The sequence below is a fragment of the Brevundimonas sp. NPDC090276 genome (assembly GCF_044772165.1).
In the GTDB taxonomy this organism is placed as follows: domain Bacteria; phylum Pseudomonadota; class Alphaproteobacteria; order Caulobacterales; family Caulobacteraceae; genus Brevundimonas.
This window is the reverse complement of sequence record NZ_JBIVYK010000003.1, coordinates 512,868-532,289: the sequence shown is the minus strand read 5'-3', so window position 1 is coordinate 532,289 and position 19,422 is coordinate 512,868. Positions and strand designations below refer to the sequence as shown.

The following is a 19,422-nucleotide window of genomic DNA, read 5'->3' as shown; positions in this document are numbered from 1 at the left end:
GTTGATCTGAGTATTGGAGACTCTGAGTTGGCCGACGTCGTTATCTACACCAAGCCCGGTTGCCCCTATTGCACCGCCGCCATGGCTCTGTTGAAGCGCAAGGGCGTCGACTTCACCGAAATTGTCGCCTCGCGTGATCCCGAGATCAAGGCCGAGATGGTCGCCCGCGCCAACGGCAAGTCCACCTTCCCGCAGATCTTCGTCGGCGACGTTCATGTCGGCGGTTCCGACGATATCCACGCCCTGGACGCTCGCGGCGGTCTCGACCCCTTGCTGGCGGCCTGATGGACCAGCGGCTCGATGTTGCGCTGATCCAGACGCGGACGCCGGCGACGGCGGACGCGAGCTTCGCCCATGTCGAGCCGCTGATCCGCCAGGCGGCGGCCGGCGGCGCCCAGCTGATCCTGACGCCCGAGGGGACGAATTTCCTCGAACAGCGCCGGGGTCTGCGTGACGCCGCCCTGTCGACCGAGGAGGCCGACATCGCCGTCCTCGGCCTGCGCGCTCTGGCCAACGAACTGGGCGTCTGGTTGCTGATCGGCTCGGCCATCGTGCGCTCTGACACGCCCGGCGACGATCGCGCCGCCAACCGTTCGCTGCTGGTCGATCCGACCGGGGCGGTGGTCGCCCGCTACGACAAGCTGCACGTCTTCGACGTCGACCTGCCTAACGGCGAGACCTATCGCGAGAGCGCCTCGGTTCGTCCCGGCCTCGGGGCGACGGTGGCCGAGACGCCCTGGGGCGGGCTGGGCCAGAGCATCTGCTACGACGTGCGCTTTCCGCAATTGTATCGCGCACTGGCCAAGGCCGGGGCTTCAATGATCGCCGTGCCCGCAGCCTTCACCCGCCCGACCGGCGAGGCCCACTGGGAGACCCTGTTGCGCGCTCGCGCTATCGAGACGGGCGCCTTCGTCCTGGCTCCGGCCCAGGGCGGCGCCCACGAGGACGGCCGTCAGACCTGGGGCCGCTCCCTGGTCGTCGGCCCGTGGGGCGAGGTGATCGCCAAGGCCGACCACGACGAACCTGGCGTTCTGCACGCTGCGCTGGATCTGAGCGCCGTTCAGCGCGCCCGACAGGCCGTGCCTTCGCTGAAGCACGACCGCGATTTTGACTGGCCGCAATGATCCGCTACGCCCTGTCTTGCGACCAAGGCCACGGCTTCGAGGCTTGGTTCGCCTCGTCGTCCGACTATGACGATCAGGCTGCGCGCGGTCTGGTCGAGTGCCCCTTCTGCGCCTCGACCGGCGTGCGCAAGCAGGTCATGGCCCCGTCCGTCGCGGGCACTAAGAAGACCGTCCCGTCGCCGGACGCCATGAAGCAGATGCACTCGATGATGATGCAGGCGGCGCGCGAGGTGCGCGACCACGTCGAGCGGAATTTCGACTACGTCGGCGACGCCTTCGCCCGCGAGGCGCGCGACATCCACGAGGGGCGCTCCGAGAAGCGCGAAATCTACGGCGAGGCCACCCCTGCCGAGGTCAAGAAGCTGAAGGACGACGGCGTGCCCTGCGCCCCCCTGCCCAGCCTGCCGCCCGCCCCGAAGAAGACGAACTGATGACGGAACGAGGAGGAGGAAGACTTCGATGGCCTTGCTGACCGCGCTTTCGGCCGCCGCTTTGTTGCAAGCGACGCCGGTTTCGCCCGCGCCAGACCTGTCGTGGATGGCCGGCTACTGGCTGGACTGCTCCGGCGGGCGCGAGGCGTCGGAGACCTGGAGCGACCCGCGGGCGGGCCTTCTGGTCGGCCACACCGTGACCGTGCGCAATGGTCGCAGCGGCTTCGAGTTCGCTCGCATCGGCCCCGTTCCTGAGGGCGGTCTGGCCTATGTCGCGCAGCCGGGAGGAGCCGCGCCGACCCGCTTTCGCCTGGTCGAAAGCGGGCCGCAGAGGGTGGTTTTCGCCAACCCCGCCAACGACTTTCCGCACCGCATCCTCTATCAACGCGAGGGGGATGTGCTGACCGCCCGCATCGAAGGGGCGGATGACGATGAGACCCGGAGTGCGGAATGGACATTCAACAAGGCGCCACTGAACGCGCGCTGCCCCAGCTAGACTGGCGGTCCATGACGCCCGACGACATCGACGGTGTCGTCGCCGTCGCCCGCCTGTCCTTCCCCGACCATTTCGAGGCGCGCGAGTGCTTCGCCGAGCGTCAGGCCCTGGCGCCCGAGGGCTGCTTCGTCCTGTCCGACGATGCCGGAACCGTCATGGGCTATCTGATGGCCTACCCCTGGCGGCGGAACAGCGCCCCGCCGCTGGACAGCCTGATCGGCGCCATCCCGACCGACGCCGAGGTCATCTACCTGCACGATCTGGCCGTCCACCCCGGCACGCGCGGCGGCGGCCATACCCGCCCCATCATCGAACGTCTGGCCGAACAGGCCAGGGCGGCGGGCTGGCCCGAGATCGCCCTGGTCGCGGTCAACGAGGCGACCGCCTTCTGGGAACGCAACGGCTTCGTGGTGCAAAACCCGCCCGGCATGGCCGAGAAGCTGGCCAGCTATGGCGACGACGCGCGCTACATGATCAGGACGCTCTGACGGGAACCTATGCCGGGGATCGGGCCTTTCGGACCCCATGACCTTCAAGCGCACTCTTCCCCTCGTCCTGCTGGCCGGCGCCGCTCTGGCCCTCGGCGCCTGCGCCACCCTGCAACGCGGGCCGGTCGGCAACGCCGCCGTGCCGCAACCGGCCAAGCCGGTGGACCTGAACCGCTATCTCGGCCGCTGGTACGAGCTGGCTCGCTACGAGGCCGGCTTCCAGAAGGACTGCGAGGCGGTGACCGCCGACTACAGCATGCGCGACGACGGTCTGGTGCGGGTTCTGAACCGCTGTCGGCAGGGCGCGGTCGACGGCCCCATGAAACAGGCCGAGGCCCGCGCCAAGATCGTCGAGGGCAGCGAAAACGCCAAGCTGAAGGTCTCCTTCTTCGGCCCCTTCTATGTCGGCGACTACTGGGTGCTGGACCACGCCGACGACTACAGCTGGTCGATCGTCGGCGAGCCCTCGGGCCGCTATCTCTGGATCCTCAGCCGCGAGGCCCGCCCCGCGGCGGAAACCCGTCAGGCCCTGCGCAACCGGGTCCAGGCCCTGGGTTATGACCTGTCACTGCTGCGCGAGACGCAGCACTAGGGCGGGCTATCCCTACGCGTCTCGCGTCGCCATCATCATGTAGTTGATGCCCGCGTCGTCGCCTTCGCTCCAGCGGTCGTTCAGCGGGTCATAGGCCAGACCATAGGGGCCGGTGACGGTCAGGGGCTCGCCGTCCAGCATGGCGCGGACCTCCTCGGGCTTGAGGAACTGGCGCCAGTCGTGGGTGCCGGCGGGGACCCAGCGCAGCACGTATTCGGCGGCGAGCTTGCCCAGCAGCAGGCCCTTCAGCGTCCGGTTCAGGGTGGCGACGATCATCATTCCGCCCGGCTTGATCAGCTTGGAACAGGCGCGGACGAAGGCTTCGGGATCGGCGACGTGCTCGATCACCTCCATGGTCAGGACCACGTCGAAGGGCCCTGCATTGGCCTCGACCATCTGTTCGACCGTGGCGGCGCGATAGGCGATGTCGAGGCCCATCTGTTCAGCATGCGCGCGGGCCGTGCCGATGTTCTCGGACGAGGCGTCCAGCGCCGTGACCTCAAAGCCCATGCGCCGCATCGGCTCGGCGATCAGGCCGCCGCCGCAGCCGATGTCGATCAGGCTGAGGCCCGCAAACGGGGCGCGCCCCCGAACGTCGCGGCCAAAGTGTTCGGCGGCGCGGTCACGGACGAATTTCAGCCGCGCCGGATTGAAGCGGTGCAGGGGCGCGAACGGCCCTTTCGGATCCCACCACTCCGCCGCCTGGGCCGAGAAACGGGCCACATCGGCAGGATCGATGCTGGGGCCCTCGGCACGATCGGTTGCAAAGGGTGAAAAACCCTCATCGCTTTGGGGTTTGCGCGGCTCAAGGCTGTCGTTAGAAGCGGACATGGCCGCAGGCATGAACCGCCTTGGCCGCCCATGCAAGCAGGGGACGAAACGGCACGATGACGCGGCCCGGAACGACACGACTGGTGATGAAGTTCGGGGGGACCTCCATGGGGGACCTCGAGCGTATTCGTCGTGCGGCGCGAATTATCGCCGCCGAGGCCGCCAAGGGCAAACAGATCGCCGTGGTGGTGTCCGCCATGGCTGGCAAGACCAATGAGCTGGTGGCCTGGACCGACGGCGCCGGACCGGCCGCCGCAGGCCTGCCCCTGTCTGACGATGAATACGACGTGGTGGTCGCCTCGGGCGAGCAGGTGACGTCGGGGCTGCTGGCCCTGACCCTGCGCAACATGGGTCTGGACGCGCGCAGCTGGATGGGCTGGCAGATCCCTATCATCACCGACGACGCCCACGCCCGGGCCCGCATCGAGGATGTGCCGGGCGATGTCCTGGGCGCCGCCATCGACGCCGGCCAGATCGCCATTGTGCCGGGCTTCCAGGGCGTGACCCGCGACGGCCGCATCACGACGCTGGGCCGCGGCGGCTCCGACACCTCAGCGGTGGCCGTGGCGGCGGCCCTGGGCGCCCCTTGCGACATCTACACCGACGTGGACGGCGTCTATACGACCGACCCGCGCATCGAGAGCCGCGCGCGGCGCCTGAGCAAGGTCTCCTACGAGGAGATGCTGGAAATGGCCTCCCTGGGGGCCAAGGTGTTGCAGACCCGCTCGGTCGAACTGGCCATGGCCAAGCAGGTCCCCGTGCGGGTCCTGTCCAGCTTTATCGAGCCGGATGAGAATGGAAACCTGCCGGAAGCTTCCGGCACCCTGATTTGCGATGAGGATGAGATCGTGGAAAAGCGCATCGTCTCCGGTGTGACCATGAGCCGGGACGAAGCCCGGATCACGCTGCTGGGCCTGTCGGACCGCACCGACGCCCCCGCCGACGTCTTCACGCGTCTGGCCGAGGCCAATGTCAATGTCGACATGATCGTGCAGAGCCAGGCCCGCACCGAGGGCGCGGTCAACCTGACCTTCACCACGGGACGCCGCGACGCCCAGCGCACCGCCGAGATGATGACCGCAGCCAAGGCCGAAATCGGCTTTGAGGAACTGCGCATCGACGATGACGTGGCCAAGATCTCGGTCATCGGCGTGGGCATGCGCAGCCATGCCGGCGTGGCCCAGACCATGTTCCGGGCCCTGGCCGACAAGGGCGTCAAGTTCCAGGCGATCTCGACTTCCGAGATCAAGATCAGCGTGTTGATCGAGGACGCCTACGCCGAACTGGCGGTGCGGGCGCTGCATTCGGCCTACGGGCTCGACGCCCTATAGGAAAACGGCAAAGCCGCCCTATCTGACGAGGTCAGCGGGCGGGCAGGCGGGGAGACGACATGGTGAAGGGCGGTTTGACGACGAGGGGGCCTCGCAACCTCCTGCGCCAGATCCGCGAAGCCATGGCCGGCGGCGGCCCGGCGCAGGACCGGCTGGACATGGTGGTGCGCGTCATCGCCCAGTCCATGGTCGCCGAGGTCTGCTCCATCTATCTGCGCCGCGCCTCGGGCGAGCTTGAACTGTTCGCCACCCAGGGCCTGAACCCCGAGGCCGTGCACAACACGCGGCTGCGGCCCGGCGAGGGTCTGGTCGGCGAGGTGGCCCGGCTGGCCCAGCCGATCAGCCTGTCGGACGCCCCGTCCCACCCCAGCTTCTCCTATCGCCCGGAAACCGGCGAAGATCCCTTCCACGCCTTCCTCGGCGCGCCCCTGCTGCGCGGCGGCCGGGCCATCGGCGTTCTGGTCGTCCAGAACCGCGCCGCCCGTCGCTATGACGAGGAAGAGGTCGAGGACATCCAGACCATCGCTATGGTTCTGGCCGAGACGGTCGCCTCGGGCGAGCTTCTGGCCCAGGACGAACTGCGCGACGTCGAGGTGGCCCCCCACCGCCCCGAACGGCTGAAGGGCCAGAAGTTCGCCGAAGGCCTGGCCTACGGCGTCGTCGTCCAGCACGAGGCCCCGCTGGCCCCCGAACAACTGCTGTCCGACGACCCGGTCGCCGAGGAGAAGCGTCTGGCCCAGGCCCTGTCGGCGTTGAAGGCCGGCATCGACGCCATGCTGGAAGGCGGTCAGAGCAAGCTGGGCGGAACCTCGCTGGAGGTGCTTGAGACCTATCGCATGTTCGCCGACGACCGGGGCTGGAACCGGTCGCTGGAAGAGGCGGTGCGTTCCGGTCTGACCGCCGAGGCCGCCGTCGACCGCGTGCGCAACGAGCACCGCGCCCGCTTCGCCAGCGCCCGCGACCCCTATATCCGCGAGCGGCTGCACGACTTCGAGGACCTGGCCAACCGTCTGCTGCGGGTGCTGGCGGGCGACAACCCCGGCCAGCGCGACCTGCCCGACGACGCCATTCTGGTGGCCAGAAATCTCGGCCCCGCCGACCTGCTGGAATATCCGCGCCACAAGCTGCGCGGCCTGCTGCTGGAAGAAGGCTCGGCCGCCAGCCACGCGGCCATCGTCGCCCGCGCCCTGCAAATCCCCTGCGTCGGGCGCCTGCAAGGCCTGCGCGACCGCCTGTCCGAGGGCGATCAGGTCATCGTCGACGGCGAGACGGGCGAGGCCTATTTGCGTCCGCGCCCCGACATGTTGGCGGCGGTGCAATCGCGGATGGTCGTGCGCGAGCAGCGCCGGGCCGAGTTCGACCTGCTGCGCGACACCCCCGCCGTCACCAGGGACGGCACGCGGATCACGGTCCTGACCAACGCCGGTCTGGCCGTCGATCTGGAAAATCTGGATGCGACCGGGGCCGAGGGCATCGGCCTGTTCCGCACCGAGTTCCAGTTCATGGTCTCGGACGAACTGCCGCGTCTGGACGCCCAGACAGCCCTCTACAAGCTGGTGCTGGACGCGGCGGGGAACCGCCCCGTCACCTTCCGCACCCTCGACATCGGCGGCGACAAGGTCCTGCCCTATCTCGACAATGAGCGCGAGGAGAACCCGGCTCTGGGGCGCCGCGCCATCCGCCTGGGGCTGGACCGTCCGGCCCTGCTGCGGATGCAGGTGCGCGCCCTGCTGACCGCCGCCGCCGGGCGCGAACTGCGCGTCATGTTCCCGATGATCGCCACGGTGGACGAGTTCCGCGCCGCACGCGAACTGGTCGATGTCGAGTGCGACTGGGCGCGGCGTCGCGGTCGGCCCCTGCCGTCCCTGCTGCGCGTCGGCGCCATGGTCGAATGCCCCAGCCTGCTGTGGCACCTGGACGCCCTGCTGCCCCTGACTGATTTTGTCTCGATCGGCACCAACGACCTGTTGCAGTACATGTTCGCCGCCGACCGGACCAATCCTCTGGTGTCGGATCGCTACGACCCCCTGTCGCCGCCGGCCCTGCGCGCACTGGCCGAGATCCAGCAGAAGTGCGCCGACAGCGCCACGCCTGTCTCGGTGTGCGGCGAACTGGCCGGGCGTCCGCTGGAAGCCTTCGCCCTGATCACCCTCGGCTACACCCGCCTGTCGGCGCCCGCCGGCGGGGTGGGGCCGGTCAAGCGTATGATCCTGTCGGCGGACCTGCCGGCGGCGCGGCGCGGCATGAACGTCCTGCTCGGTTCCTCGGCGGGATCGGTGCGTGGCGAGATCGAATCCCTGGCGCGCAAACTCAACGTCATCGTCTGAGCCGCAGACTGAAGCGGGGCCGCTTTTCCCGCGTTGCCCGCAGCCCGGCCCTCGTCTAAGCCAAGGGCAGGGCGTGTTCGCGCCTGCACCAACGGAACCCCGCATGGATCAGGATCGGCAGGACGCGCCGTCCCTCGAGGACGCCGAGACGCTGGGCGAAGCCCTGCGCGCGGCCCGTCTCGCCTCGGGCCGCTCCATGGCCCAGTTGTCGACCATGACGCGGGTGCATCCGCGCTATCTGACAGCGCTGGAGCAGAATGAGTTCTCGGTCCTGCCGTCGCGCATCTTCTCCATGGGCTATGTCCGCGCCTACGCCGGGGCCCTGGGGCTGGACGAGCTGACCGCCGTCGAGCGCTTCAAACGCGAGTTCCCCGAGGCCGCCGTGCCGCTGCAGGCTCCGACCGGCGCCGCCTTGCAGCAGATGCGCCGCACCTCGCCCAAGGTCCTGGCCGCCTTGGGCGTGCTGATCGTGGCCGTGGTGGGCTGGAACGTCTTCCAGCGCGTGGTCCGCATCGAACCGCCGCATCCCTCCGATCTGGTCGCCGTGCCCAAGAACTGGGCCAGCGAGGCCGATTCCGAGGTCGAGCGGGCCCTCTATCTGGGCGCGCCGCGCGCCGCCCCGCCGGACCAGACGACTCCGGCCCTCTACATCACCCCCGGCCTCGAGGCTCAGTTGACGGGCGTCGACCCGGACGATCCCAATGCGGTCGCAGCCCTGCCCGCGCCGCCGGTGCAGGCCGCCTTCAACCCGCGCGGCGCCGTTTACGGCGCCTCGGCCATCGCCTCTCAGGTCATTCTGCAGGCCAAGAAACCCGCAACCCTGGTCGTGCGTCAGGGCGACGGCCGCATCCTGTTCGCGCGCCAGCTGGCGGCGGGCGAGGCCTGGCGCGCGCCGCCGAACGTCTCGGCCACCGTCGACGTGTCGGACCCCGCCGCCTTCGACGTCTATCTGAACGGCGAGCACAGCGGGGCCCTGCCGGCGCCCCAGTCGCCGTTGGGAACGTTGAACGCCCGGGCCCAGGCCGACGCCCGCCAGTCCGAGGCCCGCGCCGCGGCCGCGGCCGAGGCCCAGGGCCGCGCCCGCGCCGCCCAGGCCGCGGCTCTGGCCGGCGCCGCCCCGTCGCCAACCGCCCCGGCGCCCGCTCCGGCAGGATGAATCGTCGCGGACCGCGGCTGAGGTCGTGGTTTTGCCGTCGTTCCTCGCCTATGTTCCGCGCGACATGAGCAGTTCCGAACTCGGCCACATCCGCCCCTGGCGCCACATCGAGCGCCGCAAGAGCCGCCAGATCATGGTCGGTTCCGTCCCGGTCGGCGGCGACGCCCCGATCAGCGTCCAGTCGATGACCAATACGCCGACGACCGACGCGGCGGCGACGCTGGAGCAGATCCGTCAGCTGGAAGAGGCCGGGGCCGACATCGTCCGCGTCTCCTGCCCCGACGAAGAGTCGACGGCGGCCTTCAAAACCATCGCGCGCGAAGCCCGCGTGCCGCTCGTGGCTGACATCCACTTCCACTACAGACGCGGCATCGAGGCGGCCCAGGCGGGCGCCGCCTGCCTGCGCATCAATCCGGGCAACATCGGCTCCATCGACCGGGTCAAGGAGGTCGTCCAGGCCGCCCGCGACCATGGCTGCTCCATGCGCATCGGCGTCAACGCCGGGTCGCTGGAGAAGGAACTGCTCGAAAAATACGGCGAGCCCTGCCCCGACGCCATGGTCGAGAGCGCGCTCAACCACGCCCGCATCCTGCAGGATCTCGACTTCCACGAGTTCAAGATCTCGGTGAAGGCGTCCGACCCCTTCCTGACGGTGGCCGCCTATCAGCAACTGGCCGACGCCATCGACTGCCCGCTGCACCTCGGCGTCACCGAGGCCGGGCCTCTGCGTACCGGCACCATCAAGTCGGCCATCGGCATGGGGAACATGCTGTGGGCCGGCATCGGCGACACCATCCGCGTGTCGTTGGCCGCCGACCCGGTGGAAGAGATCAAGGTCGGTTTCGACATCCTGAAATCTCTGGGCCTGCGTCACCGGGGGGTGAACATCATCGCCTGTCCGTCCTGCGCGCGTCAGGGCTTCAACGTCATCGAGACGGTGGCGATTCTGGAAGAGAAGCTGGCCCACGTCTCGACGGCCATGTCGCTGTCGATCATCGGCTGCGTCGTCAACGGCCCGGGCGAGGCCCTCTACACCGACGTCGGCTTCACCGGCGGGGGCAAGGGGGCGGGCATGGTCTATCTGAACGGCAAGATCGCCCACAAACAGGCCAACGACGGCATGATCGACGAGATCGTCGCCCAGGTCGAAGCCAAGGCCGCCGAACTGGACGCCGCCCGCAAAGCCGCCGAGTAAACATGAAGCTCTACATCACCACCCCTTCGCCCTTCGCGCGCAAGGTCCGCATCGTCGCCCGCGAAAAGTGCCTGTCCGACCGCATCGAGGAGGTCGCGGTCGATCCCTATGCCAATGCGCCGGAACTGCTGGCCACCAATCCGGTGGTGCAGGTGCCGACCCTGATCGCCGAGGACGGCCTGCCGCTGACCGACAGCCCGGTCATCTGCCAGTACCTTGACACCATAGGTTCGGGCCCGCGTTTGCTGCCCGCCGAGGGCGCCGAGTGGCTGCGCGTCAAGCGGCTGGAGACCCTGGCCAACGCCACGCTCGAAATGGGCGTCAAGCTGGTGCTTGAGAAGCGTCGTCCCGAAGCGGAGCGCTCGCCGTCCTGGATGGAGCGCTGGACCGTCAACATGGGCCGCGCGCTCGACGCCCTGGAAGCCGCCGCGCCGTCCGCCGACGACTTTAACATGGGCGTCCTCAGCGCCGGAATCGCCGTCAGCTGGATCAGCTTCCGCCACCCCGATTACGATTGGAAGACGGGCCGTCCCAACCTGGTCGCGCTGCAGGCCGCGTTGGAACTGAGGCCCAGTTTCCAGGCGACCGCGCCGGTCTGATCGACGCTGAACCTTGTTGTTCGAGTCACGGTTTTGTGATTGACGGGCGAACGTCGTGATGCGAGCTTGAAGGGAGGTCCGCCGGGGGGGCGGGACCGTGTCCTTTCAGGGATCATCATGATTTCCAAACGTCATGCACGTTTCGCCGTGCAAGCCCTGACGCTCGCCGGTTTGAGCATCAGCCTGCCGGCCTGCGCCACCATCACGCGCGGCACCACCCAGGAGTTTGTCGTCGAGAGCAGCCCGCCCGGCGCGCGCGCCTCGACCTCGAACGGCTTCTCGTGCGAGGCCACGCCCTGCACCTTCCGCATGCCGCGCAAGGACGCCTTCACCGTGACCATCGCGCGCGAAGGCTACGCCGAGCAGACCCATTCCATCGAGAGCAAGATGTCGGGCGGCGGCGGCGCGGCCCTGGCCGGCAACCTCATCGTCGGCGGTCTGATCGGCGCTGGCGTGGACGCCACCTCGGGCGCTCTGAACGACCTGACGCCCAACCCGCTGATCGTGACGCTTGAACCCGCCGACGCGGCCAAGCCCGCCGCCGCTGCTCCGCAGGCCCGCCCGTGAGCCGCGTCGTCATGATCCGTCGCGCCGCCGTCGTCGCCGTCTCACTGGGTCTGCTGTCGCTGGGCGCCTGCGCCTCGGCCGCCCGTCCCGACGCCATGACCGTCCTGCCCTCGACCGTCGCCGCCGCCAAGGCCGGGGACGTCGGCTATCAGGCCGTCAAGATCGTCAACGTTTCGGGCGGCACGGAAACCAATCCCCTGTTGTGGTCCGAGGTCGCCAGCGGCGACTTCCGCCTGGCTCTGGAAAGCTCGCTCAAGGCCACTGGCTACCTGGGCGCGACGGAAACCGCGCCCCTGTCGCTGACGGCGGCCATGCTGGAGTTGAAGCAGCCGATGGCCGGGCTCGACATGTCGGTCACCAGCCGCGTCCGCTATTCGGTGACCGACGCCTCGGGCAAGCTGATCTTTGACGACACGATCGCGGCGACCGGCACGGCCAAGATGGGCGAAGCCCTGATCGGCACGGAACGCCTGCGTCTGGCCAACGAGTACGCCATCCGCGAGAACATCAAGGCCTTCATCGAGCGCTTCCGCACGCACACCGCGCGCTGATCCGAACGATAGACATGGCAGGGGGCGGGACGGGCGCAGGCCTGTCCCGCCCTCTTCTATTTCCCGATCAGTCCGGCCAACTGCGCGCCCTGGAAGGCGGCGAGGAACAGCAGAAGGCCGCCGACCGCATAGGTCAGGGCCTTGCGCGGCACCTTCTTGACGATTAGCCCGGCGAAGGGCGCGGCGATCAGGCCGCCGACCACCAGACCGGCGACGGCCGCGAAATGGTTTTCCAGCGCGCCCGCCTCTTCCCAATGACCCGTCACCAGGGCCCAGACGAAGGTGGCCGAGATGGCGACCGTCAGGAAGAACTCGGCGGTGTTGACCGTGCCGATGGCCTTGCGCGGATCATGTCCGGCGCCGACCATGGTCGAGGACACCGTCGGTCCCCATCCCCCGCCGCCGATGGCGTCAAGGAAGCCGCCGACCACGCCGATGGGGGCGGTGATCCAGGCGGGCAGGTGGCGATGCGGCACGTCATGCCCCGCTCGCCACAGGATCCACACGCCGATCAGGGCCAGATAGCCGATGATGAAGGGCTTGATGACGGCGGGGTCTATCCCGGTCAGGACATAGGCCCCCAGCACCCCGCCGATCACGCCCGCGATGGCCAAGGGCAGAAACAGCCGCCATTCCACATTCCTGTGCCAGGCGTGGCTGCCCGCCGAGGCGGCGGTGGTGAAGACCTCGGCGGCGTGAACGCTGGCCGAGGCCGTGGCCGGCGGCACCCCGAGCGCCAGCAGCACCGAGGACGAGATCACCCCATAGGCCATGCCCAGGGCGCCATCGACCGCCTGGGCCAGAACGCCCACCAGCAGAAACAGGAAAAAAGTGTCCATTCAGCCCCCTAAGCCTCATCAGACGCAGGTCGCGGCCCCCGTGGCAATGGCCGGGGCCGCGCTTTGGTTGCGCACGCTTCAGCCAGCGGGCTCCAGACGCGCGATGGCGTCCAGCACGTCACGGCCGGTGTAGGGCTTGATGACCATGGCGGCGGCCAGTTCGGCGTTGGCGGCGGCGGCGCTGACGTCGCCGGACAGGAAGATGACGGGCACGCCCCAGCGCGCCTTCAGGCTGCGGGCCAGGTCGACGCCGGTGGCCTCGCCCGACAGGTTGATGTCCAGCAAGGCTACATCAATGGGATGAAGGGCTGTGGCGGCTTCAGCGGCCTCGGCGCTGTGGAAGGGGCCGACGATGCGGTGTCCGGCGGCGTCCAGCGCCTCGGTCAGGGCGGCGGCGGCCTCGGCGTCGTCCTCGACCAGCAGGACGGTCATGGGCTCAGGCGTGGCCGGGTCGGCGGGCGCTTCGGCGGGGGCCTGGCGCACCAGGACGGCGCGCACGAAGGGCCACAGCTCGGCGGCGGGGCGGTCAGCGTCCAGGTCGAAAATCTTGGCCAGGGCCTTCAGTTCGGTCTCGGCTTCGGGTGACACCGTCGCGTCCGAACGCTCCAGCAGCCCGTCGTAAAGGGCGCAAAGCCGCGCCACATTGGCGTCCGCACCGACGGTCGAAACCGCGCTTCCATCGAACATGCCTGTCTCCGTTTCAGTTTCAGCTGCTGTCGAGCTAGGGGGTTTGCACCTGCGAAGGAACCGATCTGACGGGCTTGTGACGGCTGTTCACAATCGCTCCATCGACGCGTGTTCCGGCCTTTTCATCGACAGGGCGCGGTCGGGCGGGTAAGGCTCCGCCCTCGATTTTTCCTTCGAAGGACGCTCCCTTGCGACTGCCCCAGGCCCGGCTCGATCAGGTGCTCGACCGCTTCCACCAGGTGGAGGCGCGCATGGGCGCGGCTTCGGACGGCGCCGAGATCGTGCGCCTGTCGAAAGAGCACGCGGAGCTGAAGCCGGTGGCCGACGCGGTGCAGGCCCTGGCCCGCGCCCGGGCCGAGGTCGAGGACCTGCAGGCCATGGCCTCGGACCCGGAAATGGCCGCCATGGCCGCCGAGGAGTTGGAGGCCCTGAACGAGCGTCTGCCGGAGCTGGAGCGCGAGGTCGCCCTGCTGCTGGCGCCGCGTGACGCTGACGAAAACGCCTCGGCCGTGCTGGAAGTGCGCGCCGGCACCGGCGGGGACGAGGCGGCCCTGTTCGCGGGTGACCTGTTTCGCATGTATTCGCGCTATGCCTCCACGCGCGGCTGGCGGGTCGAGATCGACAGCCTGACCGAGGGAGACGCGGGCGGCTACAAGGAGATCATCGCCACCGTCAGCGGCGAGGGCGTCTTCGGCCGCCTGAAGTTCGAAAGCGGCGTTCACCGGGTGCAGCGCGTGCCGTCGACCGAATCCCAGGGGCGCATCCACACCTCGGCGGCGACGGTGGCGGTCCTGCCCGAGGTCGAGGACGTCGAGATCGAGATTCGCGATCAGGACATTCGCATCGACACCTATCGTTCGTCGGGAAGCGGCGGCCAGCACGTCAATACGACCGACTCCGCCGTGCGCATCACCCACCTGCCCACGGGCATCATGGTGACCTCGTCGGAGAAGTCGCAGCACGTCAACCGCGACAAGGCGATGAAGAATCTGCGCGTGCGCCTCTACGACATGCAGCGCCAGGCCAAGGACGCGGCCCGTTCGGACGCGCGCAAGTCGCAGGTCGGTTCGGGCGACCGCTCCGAGCGCATCCGCACCTACAACTTCCCGCAGGGCCGCGTGACGGATCACCGCATCGGCCTGACCCTGCACAGCCTGCCGCAGATTCTGGAAGGCGACATCGACCCCCTGCTGAACGCTCTGATCGCCGAGGATCAGGCCGCCCGCCTGGCCGATCTGGAAGCCGAGTTCAGCTGACGCCCTGGCGGCGTTTGACGCGCCGCTTCAGCACCCGGTCGCCCAGGGCCTCGGCGTATTTCAGCGTAAAGGCCAGGGCCGCCGGATTGCCCCGGCGCGGGCCGACCGAGTCCGCCATGACCGCGCCGCGCTCGCCGATCGGCAGAGGCGCGCCGGTGGTGGTGTCGATGGCGGTCTGATGCTCGATCTCGGCGTTCAGCCGGGCGCCCATCAGGATCACCTGCACCGAGAACCAGGTCCACAGCAGGAAGCCCATGGCCGCCGCCAGCGGACCATAGGAGTCGGTCCGCACGAAGGTGGTCAGGAACCAGCTGAACAGGAAGGACACCAGCAGGCTGAGCGCCGCCGCGAACAGGGCTCCCGGCGTCAGCCAGCGCCAGCGCGCCCGCGCCCGGCACGGTCCCATGCGGTAGATCAGTGACAGGGCGCCGACATAGCCGAGATAGAGCAGGGGCCAGCGCAGGGGGGCCAGATGCGACCACTCCTCCTCCAGCCCGAACACCGACAGCACGACCGGCACGCCGACCACCAGTGCGGAGCTCAGCAGCACCGCCAGCAGGCCCGAGACGGTGAAGCCCATGCACATCAGGTTGTAGGTGATGATGTTGCGCCGCTCGACCTCGTGATAGGCGAGGTTCAGGCCATAGAAGAGGGTCTTCACCCCGCCGTTGGCCGCCAGCAGCGACAGGGCCAGGGTCCAGACCAGGGTGAAGGTCAGCTCGCCGTTCGAGCCCCCCGCCAGCCGGGTCATCTCGGCCCCCAGGAACTGGGCCACGTTCGACGGCAGGACGTCGTAGAGGAAGCTCAGCTGGTTCCAGGCGTCGGCCGGATCGGCGAACAGGCCATAGATGGTGACGAAGGCGCCCAGGGTCGGGAACAGGGCCAGCAGCATGAAGAAGGTCACGCCCCCGGCGACGAAGCCGACGCGGTCGCCGAAATAGCCCATGGCCGTGCGCCAGACGATGTCGATCCAGCCCTTGCGCGGGATATGAACCGGATGCTGGGCCAGCCGCCCCCGGCCGGGTTCCTCGGCGTCATAGTCCTCGGGCGTGGGGTCGCGCGGGGGCAGGGGCTCGGGGCGCTTGGGCCGCAACTCGACGCCATACTTGTGGCCTTGGGTATAGAGCAGGTGCGCCGCCGTGGCGCCCGCCGCCAGACCGCCTGCCGCCGCGCCCAGATAGCGCCAGACCGCGCCGCCGTTTCCGCGTCGTCGCGCCGGTCGTTTCAGAAGGTCTTGCATCCCCATCCGCCCCTCAACGGCCACGCTGGCTCCCTGTTCCCGATCGGCTTGCGTCTTGAATTCCCGCGCGGCAATCGCCAATCAGCCCTCATGTCCGAAAACGCATCCGCCGCCCCGACCCTGCTGACCGCCTGGAAAGGCGCGCAAGCCCGCCTGAAAGCCGCCGGCGTCGACAGCCCGTCGATCGACGCCCGCCTGCTGCTGGAGGCCGCCACCGGCGCGGGCCGCGTCGACATCCTGACCGATCCCTACCGCGTCCTCGAGGCCGACAAGATCGCCGCCCTGGACGCTATGATCGACCGTCGCGTCAGGCGCGAGCCGGTGTCGCGCATCCTGGGCAAGAAGGGCTTCTGGAAGATCATGCTGAACGTCACCCCCGACGTGCTCAGCCCGCGCCCGGACACCGAGACCCTTCTGGACGTCATCGTCCGCGCCTTCCCGCCGCAACGCGCCTTCGAGATGATCGACCTGGGCACCGGCTCGGGCGCCATCCTGTTGGCGGCCCTGATGGAACGCGCCGGTGCGCGCGGCGTCGGCACCGACATCTCGACCGAGGCCATCGCCGTGGCGCGCGAAAACGCCGCCAACCTGGACCTGAACGGCCGTTGCACCTTCATCCGCACTGACTGGGCCGCGGGCTTCGCCGACGACAGCTTCGATCTGGTGGTGTCCAACCCGCCCTATATCCCGACCGGCGACATTCCCGGTCTGGATCCCGAGGTGCGCGAGCACGATCCGCATCTGGCGCTGGACGGCGGCCCCGACGGCCTGCAACCCTATCGCGACCTGGCTCCCGAAATCGCCCGCATCCTGCGCCCCGAAGGTGTCTTCGCCGTCGAGATCGGCTGGGACCAGGGCGAACAGGTCAAGGCCCTGTTCGAGGCCGCCGGCTTCACCGGGGTCAAGGTGGTCAAGGACCTGTCCGACCGCGACCGCGTCGTCACCAACGGTCCGGACCCGCGCGTCGATCCCATCCCGGAAGCGTGAGCGGGGGGGGCGCGCAGCCCCTGCAATAAAACCCTTGGAAACCGCTTCGCCGCGCGCTAAGTCGTTTCTTGTCTCCCACTCAAACGCGGTCTTTTCGGGCAGGTTTGCTCGCTCAAGCGCGTCTGGGCCAGTGACGGTCGGGCCGGTTCGGCCCGGCGGACCACAGGGCGGCGAACGGTTTTCCGAGCACATCGATACGGGGATTGGCCCCGACCGAACGGAACGACGAACTGGGTCCTGCCCGTCCTTATCCGACGGCGGCCCGCACCAGCACGGTAAGCTCCGATGAGAGATTTCAAGGGCATGAAGCGTCAGCGCGGACGCAACCGGAAGCCCGGCGGCGGCGGCAACAACGCCAATGCGACCAACCCGAACCGGTCGTGGGATTCGCAAGGCCCCGAGAACATCAAGGTCCGCGGCAACGCCCAGACCGTCTACGAGCGCTACATGCAGCTGGCGCGCGACGCCTCGGCCGCCGGCGACCGCGTGCTGGCCGAGAACTACACCCAGCACGCTGAACACTACTTCCGTGTCCTGCGCGCCCTGCAGCCGCAGCGTCCGGTTTCCGAGATCGCCCAGCGCGAACTGGCCGGTCAGGGCTTCGACATCGACTTCGAGGACGAGTCAGGCGCCCAGGCCGCCGCCATCATCGCCGCCGCCGCCGCCGAGCAGCAGAAGGCCGAAGACGAGGCCCGTCGTCAGGCCGAGCGCGCCGAACGCGACGCCAACCGGGACCGTGACCGCGACTACAACCGCGACCGCGACAACAATCGGGATCGTGAACCGCGCGCCGAGCGTGAGCCGCGTGAACCCCGCACCGACGACCGTGAACCGCGCGCCGAGGGCGAGCCCCGCGAGGGCGGCCGCCGCGAGACCCGCCGCGAGCGCTGGGAGCGTCGCCGCGAGGAACGCAACCGTCGCTTCGAGGCCGGCGAGGCCACGCCCGAAGACGAAGCCCGCGCCGCGGCCGAGGCTGAATACGACGCCGCTGCCGCCTCGGACGAACCGGCCGCTGCGCCGATCGTCGAAGCCGAACAGGCCGAAGCCCGTCCCGCCCGTGCGCCGCGCCGTCCGCGCGCCGAACGCTCCCCTTCCGCCGATGTGGCTGGCGATGCGCCCGTTGAAGGCGAGGTCAGCGACGGCATGGGCCTGCCCGGCTTCCTGACCCGTCCGTCCACGCCGTCTTCGGATGACGTGGAAGCGGCGTCCGAAGAGGCCCCCGCGCCCAAGCGCCGCGCCCCGCGTCGCAAGGTCGAACCGGCGGCTGACGAAGGCTGATCGAAGGCGCGCAACTTTAGAGCGTATATTTACATAGCCGCAATCTATAGGCGTCACTCTCGAGGCATCGGAGGGACGTGCGATGGAACTCGTTCTGGTGGTGGTCGCCCTGGCCTTGTCGGGCTGCTGGGCGGGAGTGCGGATGGCGCTGAAGGCCCGACGCGAGGTCGCGATCCTGCGGCGGGTCAACGCCACGCTGGAGGCCTGTTCCGAGCAGCGGGCGCGTGAGCTGCAGACCGCTCTGACCGCCGCCGAGGGGCAGGCAGCCCAGGTCGAGGCCGCCCACCGGGCCAAGACCGAATTCCTGGCCCACATGAGCCATGAGCTGCGCACTCCGTTGAATGCCGTAATCGGCTTTGCCGACCTGATGCGGATGAACGCGGCGCAGGATCCCCTGACCCACCGCCAGCATCAGGCGGTCGAACAGATCCGCGACGCCGGCGCCCGCCTGCTGACCCTGGTCGACGAGGTGCTGAACCTGGCCGACATCGAGGGCGGGCGACTGGCGTTGAGCGTCGAGCGGGTTGATCCCCTGCTGGTCGCGCGTCAGGTCTGCGAGACCTTGCGCCCTATGGCGCAGGGGGCGGGTGTGGATCTGCGCGAACCGCCGCCGGTCGCGGGCCTTGTCGCCCGCGCCGACCGTGAGCGCCTGCGTCAGGTCCTGACCGCCCTGGTGGCCAACGCCGTTAAATACAATCGCCCCGAAGGCGCGGTCCTGATCGAGGCGCGTCAGTCGGACGAGGGCGTCAGCCTCAGCGTCTGCGACACCGGTCCGGGCCTGCCCGCTGACCGCATGACCGACCTTTTCCAGCCCTTCAACCGACTGGGCCGCGAAGCCTCCGACGTGCCGGGCGCGGGTCTGGGGCTGGCCGTGGCGCGGCGTCTGATCCAGGCCATGGGCGGACGGCTGGAGGCCGAAAGCCGCGAGGGCGAGGGCGCGGTCTTCACCGTGCATCTGCCGGCCGCCGCAGCCCAGCCGCGCGCCGTCGTCGCCTCGCCCGTCCCGGCGATGGACCTGCCCGAGGCGACGCTGCTCTATGTCGAGGACAACCCCTCCAACATCGCCCTGATGCGCCATGTCATCACCGCCATGGGCGGGGTCCGGCTGCACGTGGCCGAGACAGGGCCAGACGGCCTGAGCCTGGCCCGAGACCTGCGGCCCGACGTCATCATTCTGGACATCAACCTGCCCGGCATGAACGGCTTCGAGCTCAAGACCCGACTGGCGGAGGACCCCTTGACCCGGACCGTCCCGGTCCTGGCCCTGTCGGCCAGCGCCGCCTTCGCCGACATCCGTCGCGGGCGCGAGGCGGGCTTTATGGAATATCTGACCAAGCCCCTGCAGATTCCGGCCCTGGCCGAGGCCCTGTCGCGCGCCCTGTCGCAGGCCCCGGCCACGCCCGAAGCCGCGGCGTCGGCAGGGGCGGCGGACGCGGCCTGAACGGCA

The 19,422-nt window shown here is 69.2% G+C and carries 22 protein-coding genes; 17 read left to right on the top strand and 5 right to left on the bottom strand.

What is annotated here, in order from left to right; genetic code table 11:
- The first annotated feature begins 27 nt into the window (after positions 1–27).
- Genes grxC through ACIQTU_RS14435 form a run of 6 tightly spaced genes read left to right on the top strand, consistent with a single transcriptional unit; the run spans position 28 to position 3,131 of the window.
- Entirely contained in the window at positions 28–285 is a 258-nt protein-coding gene (grxC, locus tag ACIQTU_RS14460) for a glutaredoxin 3 (RefSeq protein ID WP_400548566.1), read from the top strand.
- Positions 285–1,124 (top strand): carbon-nitrogen hydrolase family protein, encoded by an 840-nt coding sequence (locus tag ACIQTU_RS14455; protein ID WP_400548563.1) that lies wholly within the window; start codon positions 285–287, stop codon positions 1,122–1,124. Before grxC ends, ACIQTU_RS14455 begins: the two co-directional genes overlap by 1 nt.
- On the top strand, positions 1,121–1,555 hold the full coding sequence (locus ACIQTU_RS14450; RefSeq protein WP_400548560.1) for a DUF1178 family protein: 435 nt from the start codon (positions 1,121–1,123) through the stop codon (positions 1,553–1,555). Before ACIQTU_RS14455 ends, ACIQTU_RS14450 begins: the two co-directional genes overlap by 4 nt.
- 28 nt (positions 1,556–1,583) lie before the next feature.
- Positions 1,584–2,051, top strand: a complete 468-nt coding sequence (locus ACIQTU_RS14445) for a DUF6265 family protein (RefSeq protein WP_400548557.1) — start codon at positions 1,584–1,586, stop codon at positions 2,049–2,051.
- Entirely contained in the window at positions 2,006–2,539 is a 534-nt protein-coding gene (locus ACIQTU_RS14440; RefSeq protein ID WP_400548555.1) for a GNAT family N-acetyltransferase, read from the top strand. The genes ACIQTU_RS14445 and ACIQTU_RS14440 overlap by 46 nt, the downstream gene beginning before the upstream one ends.
- Before the next feature lie 37 nt (positions 2,540–2,576).
- Positions 2,577–3,131 (top strand): lipocalin family protein, encoded by a 555-nt coding sequence (locus tag ACIQTU_RS14435; RefSeq protein WP_400548552.1) that lies wholly within the window; start codon positions 2,577–2,579, stop codon positions 3,129–3,131.
- 12 nt (positions 3,132–3,143) lie between these two features.
- On the opposite strand, the gene ubiG is transcribed toward ACIQTU_RS14435, so the two are convergent.
- Both ubiG and ACIQTU_RS14425 read right to left on the bottom strand, forming a co-directional pair.
- A complete protein-coding gene (ubiG, locus tag ACIQTU_RS14430; protein ID WP_400548549.1) occupies positions 3,144–3,962 on the bottom strand; it encodes a bifunctional 2-polyprenyl-6-hydroxyphenol methylase/3-demethylubiquinol 3-O-methyltransferase UbiG in 819 nt (272 codons plus the stop codon).
- The gene (locus tag ACIQTU_RS14425; protein WP_400549008.1) at positions 3,949–4,071 is read right to left on the bottom strand and encodes a hypothetical protein; all 123 of its coding nucleotides are present in this window, start codon (positions 4,069–4,071) and stop codon (positions 3,949–3,951) included. Before ACIQTU_RS14425 ends, ubiG begins: the two co-directional genes overlap by 14 nt.
- On the opposite strand from ACIQTU_RS14425, the gene ACIQTU_RS14420 reads away from it, so the two are divergent.
- From ACIQTU_RS14420 to ACIQTU_RS14390, 7 genes are all read left to right on the top strand, one after another.
- On the top strand, positions 4,019–5,293 hold the full coding sequence (locus ACIQTU_RS14420; protein ID WP_400548546.1) for an aspartate kinase: 1,275 nt from the start codon (positions 4,019–4,021) through the stop codon (positions 5,291–5,293). The genes ACIQTU_RS14425 and ACIQTU_RS14420 overlap by 53 nt on opposite strands.
- A 59-nt stretch (positions 5,294–5,352) precedes the next feature.
- Positions 5,353–7,620, top strand: coding sequence for a phosphoenolpyruvate--protein phosphotransferase (gene ptsP / locus ACIQTU_RS14415; RefSeq protein ID WP_400548543.1), 2,268 nt, complete (start codon positions 5,353–5,355; stop codon positions 7,618–7,620).
- Positions 7,621–7,723: 103 nt separating this feature from the next.
- Positions 7,724–8,776, top strand: coding sequence for a helix-turn-helix domain-containing protein (locus tag ACIQTU_RS14410; protein ID WP_400548541.1), 1,053 nt, complete (start codon positions 7,724–7,726; stop codon positions 8,774–8,776).
- A 64-nt stretch (positions 8,777–8,840) separates the two neighbouring features.
- Positions 8,841–9,971 (top strand): flavodoxin-dependent (E)-4-hydroxy-3-methylbut-2-enyl-diphosphate synthase, encoded by a 1,131-nt coding sequence (gene ispG / locus ACIQTU_RS14405; RefSeq protein ID WP_400548538.1) that lies wholly within the window; start codon positions 8,841–8,843, stop codon positions 9,969–9,971.
- A 2-nt stretch (positions 9,972–9,973) separates the two neighbouring features.
- Complete coding sequence (locus ACIQTU_RS14400; RefSeq protein ID WP_400548535.1) at positions 9,974–10,570, top strand: glutathione S-transferase N-terminal domain-containing protein; 597 nt, start codon at positions 9,974–9,976, stop codon at positions 10,568–10,570.
- Positions 10,571–10,687: 117 nt separating this feature from the next.
- Positions 10,688–11,137 (top strand): translation initiation factor 2, encoded by a 450-nt coding sequence (locus tag ACIQTU_RS14395; protein WP_400548532.1) that lies wholly within the window; start codon positions 10,688–10,690, stop codon positions 11,135–11,137.
- Entirely contained in the window at positions 11,134–11,688 is a 555-nt protein-coding gene (locus tag ACIQTU_RS14390) for a hypothetical protein (RefSeq protein ID WP_400548529.1), read from the top strand. Before ACIQTU_RS14395 ends, ACIQTU_RS14390 begins: the two co-directional genes overlap by 4 nt.
- Before the next feature lie 56 nt (positions 11,689–11,744).
- Here the strand turns inward: ACIQTU_RS14390 and ACIQTU_RS14385 are convergent, their stop codons facing one another.
- A complete protein-coding gene (locus tag ACIQTU_RS14385) occupies positions 11,745–12,527 on the bottom strand; it encodes a sulfite exporter TauE/SafE family protein (protein ID WP_400548526.1) in 783 nt (260 codons plus the stop codon).
- Between the two features lie 78 nt (positions 12,528–12,605).
- Positions 12,606–13,214 (bottom strand): response regulator, encoded by a 609-nt coding sequence (locus tag ACIQTU_RS14380; RefSeq protein WP_400548523.1) that lies wholly within the window; start codon positions 13,212–13,214, stop codon positions 12,606–12,608.
- Positions 13,215–13,402: 188 nt separating this feature from the next.
- Between ACIQTU_RS14380 and prfA the strand changes: the two genes are divergently transcribed.
- On the top strand, positions 13,403–14,470 hold the full coding sequence (gene prfA, locus ACIQTU_RS14375) for a peptide chain release factor 1 (RefSeq protein ID WP_400548520.1): 1,068 nt from the start codon (positions 13,403–13,405) through the stop codon (positions 14,468–14,470).
- Here the strand turns inward: prfA and ACIQTU_RS14370 are convergent.
- Positions 14,463–15,710 carry a YihY/virulence factor BrkB family protein gene (locus tag ACIQTU_RS14370; protein WP_400548517.1) on the bottom strand — a complete coding sequence of 416 codons (1,248 nt, stop codon included), beginning with the start codon at positions 15,708–15,710 and terminating at the stop codon, positions 14,463–14,465. The genes prfA and ACIQTU_RS14370 overlap by 8 nt on opposite strands.
- Positions 15,711–15,800: 90 nt before the next feature.
- On the opposite strand from ACIQTU_RS14370, the gene prmC reads away from it, so the two are divergent.
- The 3 genes from prmC (at position 15,801) to ACIQTU_RS14355 (ending at position 19,416) form a co-directional block, all read left to right on the top strand.
- Complete coding sequence (prmC, locus tag ACIQTU_RS14365) at positions 15,801–16,697, top strand: peptide chain release factor N(5)-glutamine methyltransferase (protein WP_400548514.1); 897 nt, start codon at positions 15,801–15,803, stop codon at positions 16,695–16,697.
- Between the two features lie 285 nt (positions 16,698–16,982).
- The gene (locus tag ACIQTU_RS14360; protein ID WP_400548511.1) at positions 16,983–17,975 is read left to right on the top strand and encodes a DUF4167 domain-containing protein; all 993 of its coding nucleotides are present in this window, start codon (positions 16,983–16,985) and stop codon (positions 17,973–17,975) included.
- An 82-nt stretch (positions 17,976–18,057) separates the two neighbouring features.
- Complete coding sequence (locus ACIQTU_RS14355; RefSeq protein WP_400548508.1) at positions 18,058–19,416, top strand: ATP-binding protein; 1,359 nt, start codon at positions 18,058–18,060, stop codon at positions 19,414–19,416.
- The last annotated feature ends 6 nt before the right edge of the window (positions 19,417–19,422 follow it).

What these genes read in the sequence shown, in the direction of transcription:
- ACIQTU_RS14455 (WP_400548563.1), top strand. Translation starts at nt 285, where the DNA reads ATGGACCAGCGGCTCGATGTTGCGCTGATCCAGACGCGGACGCCGGCG.
- ACIQTU_RS14450 (WP_400548560.1), top strand. Translation starts at nt 1,121, where the DNA reads ATGATCCGCTACGCCCTGTCTTGCGACCAAGGCCACGGCTTCGAGGCT.
- ACIQTU_RS14445 (WP_400548557.1), top strand. Translation starts at nt 1,584, where the DNA reads ATGGCCTTGCTGACCGCGCTTTCGGCCGCCGCTTTGTTGCAAGCGACG.
- ACIQTU_RS14440 (WP_400548555.1), top strand. Translation starts at nt 2,006, where the DNA reads ATGGACATTCAACAAGGCGCCACTGAACGCGCGCTGCCCCAGCTAGAC.
- ACIQTU_RS14435 (WP_400548552.1), top strand. Translation starts at nt 2,577, where the DNA reads ATGACCTTCAAGCGCACTCTTCCCCTCGTCCTGCTGGCCGGCGCCGCT.
- ubiG (WP_400548549.1), bottom strand. Translation starts at nt 3,962, where the DNA reads ATGTCCGCTTCTAACGACAGCCTTGAGCCGCGCAAACCCCAAAGCGAT.
- ACIQTU_RS14420 (WP_400548546.1), top strand. Translation starts at nt 4,019, where the DNA reads ATGACGCGGCCCGGAACGACACGACTGGTGATGAAGTTCGGGGGGACC.
- ACIQTU_RS14425 (WP_400549008.1), bottom strand. Translation starts at nt 4,071, where the DNA reads ATGGAGGTCCCCCCGAACTTCATCACCAGTCGTGTCGTTCCGGGCCGC.
- ptsP (WP_400548543.1), top strand. Translation starts at nt 5,353, where the DNA reads ATGGTGAAGGGCGGTTTGACGACGAGGGGGCCTCGCAACCTCCTGCGC.
- ACIQTU_RS14410 (WP_400548541.1), top strand. Translation starts at nt 7,724, where the DNA reads ATGGATCAGGATCGGCAGGACGCGCCGTCCCTCGAGGACGCCGAGACG.
- ispG (WP_400548538.1), top strand. Translation starts at nt 8,841, where the DNA reads ATGAGCAGTTCCGAACTCGGCCACATCCGCCCCTGGCGCCACATCGAG.
- ACIQTU_RS14400 (WP_400548535.1), top strand. Translation starts at nt 9,974, where the DNA reads ATGAAGCTCTACATCACCACCCCTTCGCCCTTCGCGCGCAAGGTCCGC.
- ACIQTU_RS14395 (WP_400548532.1), top strand. Translation starts at nt 10,688, where the DNA reads ATGATTTCCAAACGTCATGCACGTTTCGCCGTGCAAGCCCTGACGCTC.
- ACIQTU_RS14385 (WP_400548526.1), bottom strand. Translation starts at nt 12,527, where the DNA reads ATGGACACTTTTTTCCTGTTTCTGCTGGTGGGCGTTCTGGCCCAGGCG.
- ACIQTU_RS14380 (WP_400548523.1), bottom strand. Translation starts at nt 13,214, where the DNA reads ATGTTCGATGGAAGCGCGGTTTCGACCGTCGGTGCGGACGCCAATGTG.
- ACIQTU_RS14370 (WP_400548517.1), bottom strand. Translation starts at nt 15,710, where the DNA reads ATGCAAGACCTTCTGAAACGACCGGCGCGACGACGCGGAAACGGCGGC.
- prmC (WP_400548514.1), top strand. Translation starts at nt 15,801, where the DNA reads ATGTCCGAAAACGCATCCGCCGCCCCGACCCTGCTGACCGCCTGGAAA.
- ACIQTU_RS14360 (WP_400548511.1), top strand. Translation starts at nt 16,983, where the DNA reads ATGAGAGATTTCAAGGGCATGAAGCGTCAGCGCGGACGCAACCGGAAG.
- ACIQTU_RS14355 (WP_400548508.1), top strand. Translation starts at nt 18,058, where the DNA reads ATGGAACTCGTTCTGGTGGTGGTCGCCCTGGCCTTGTCGGGCTGCTGG.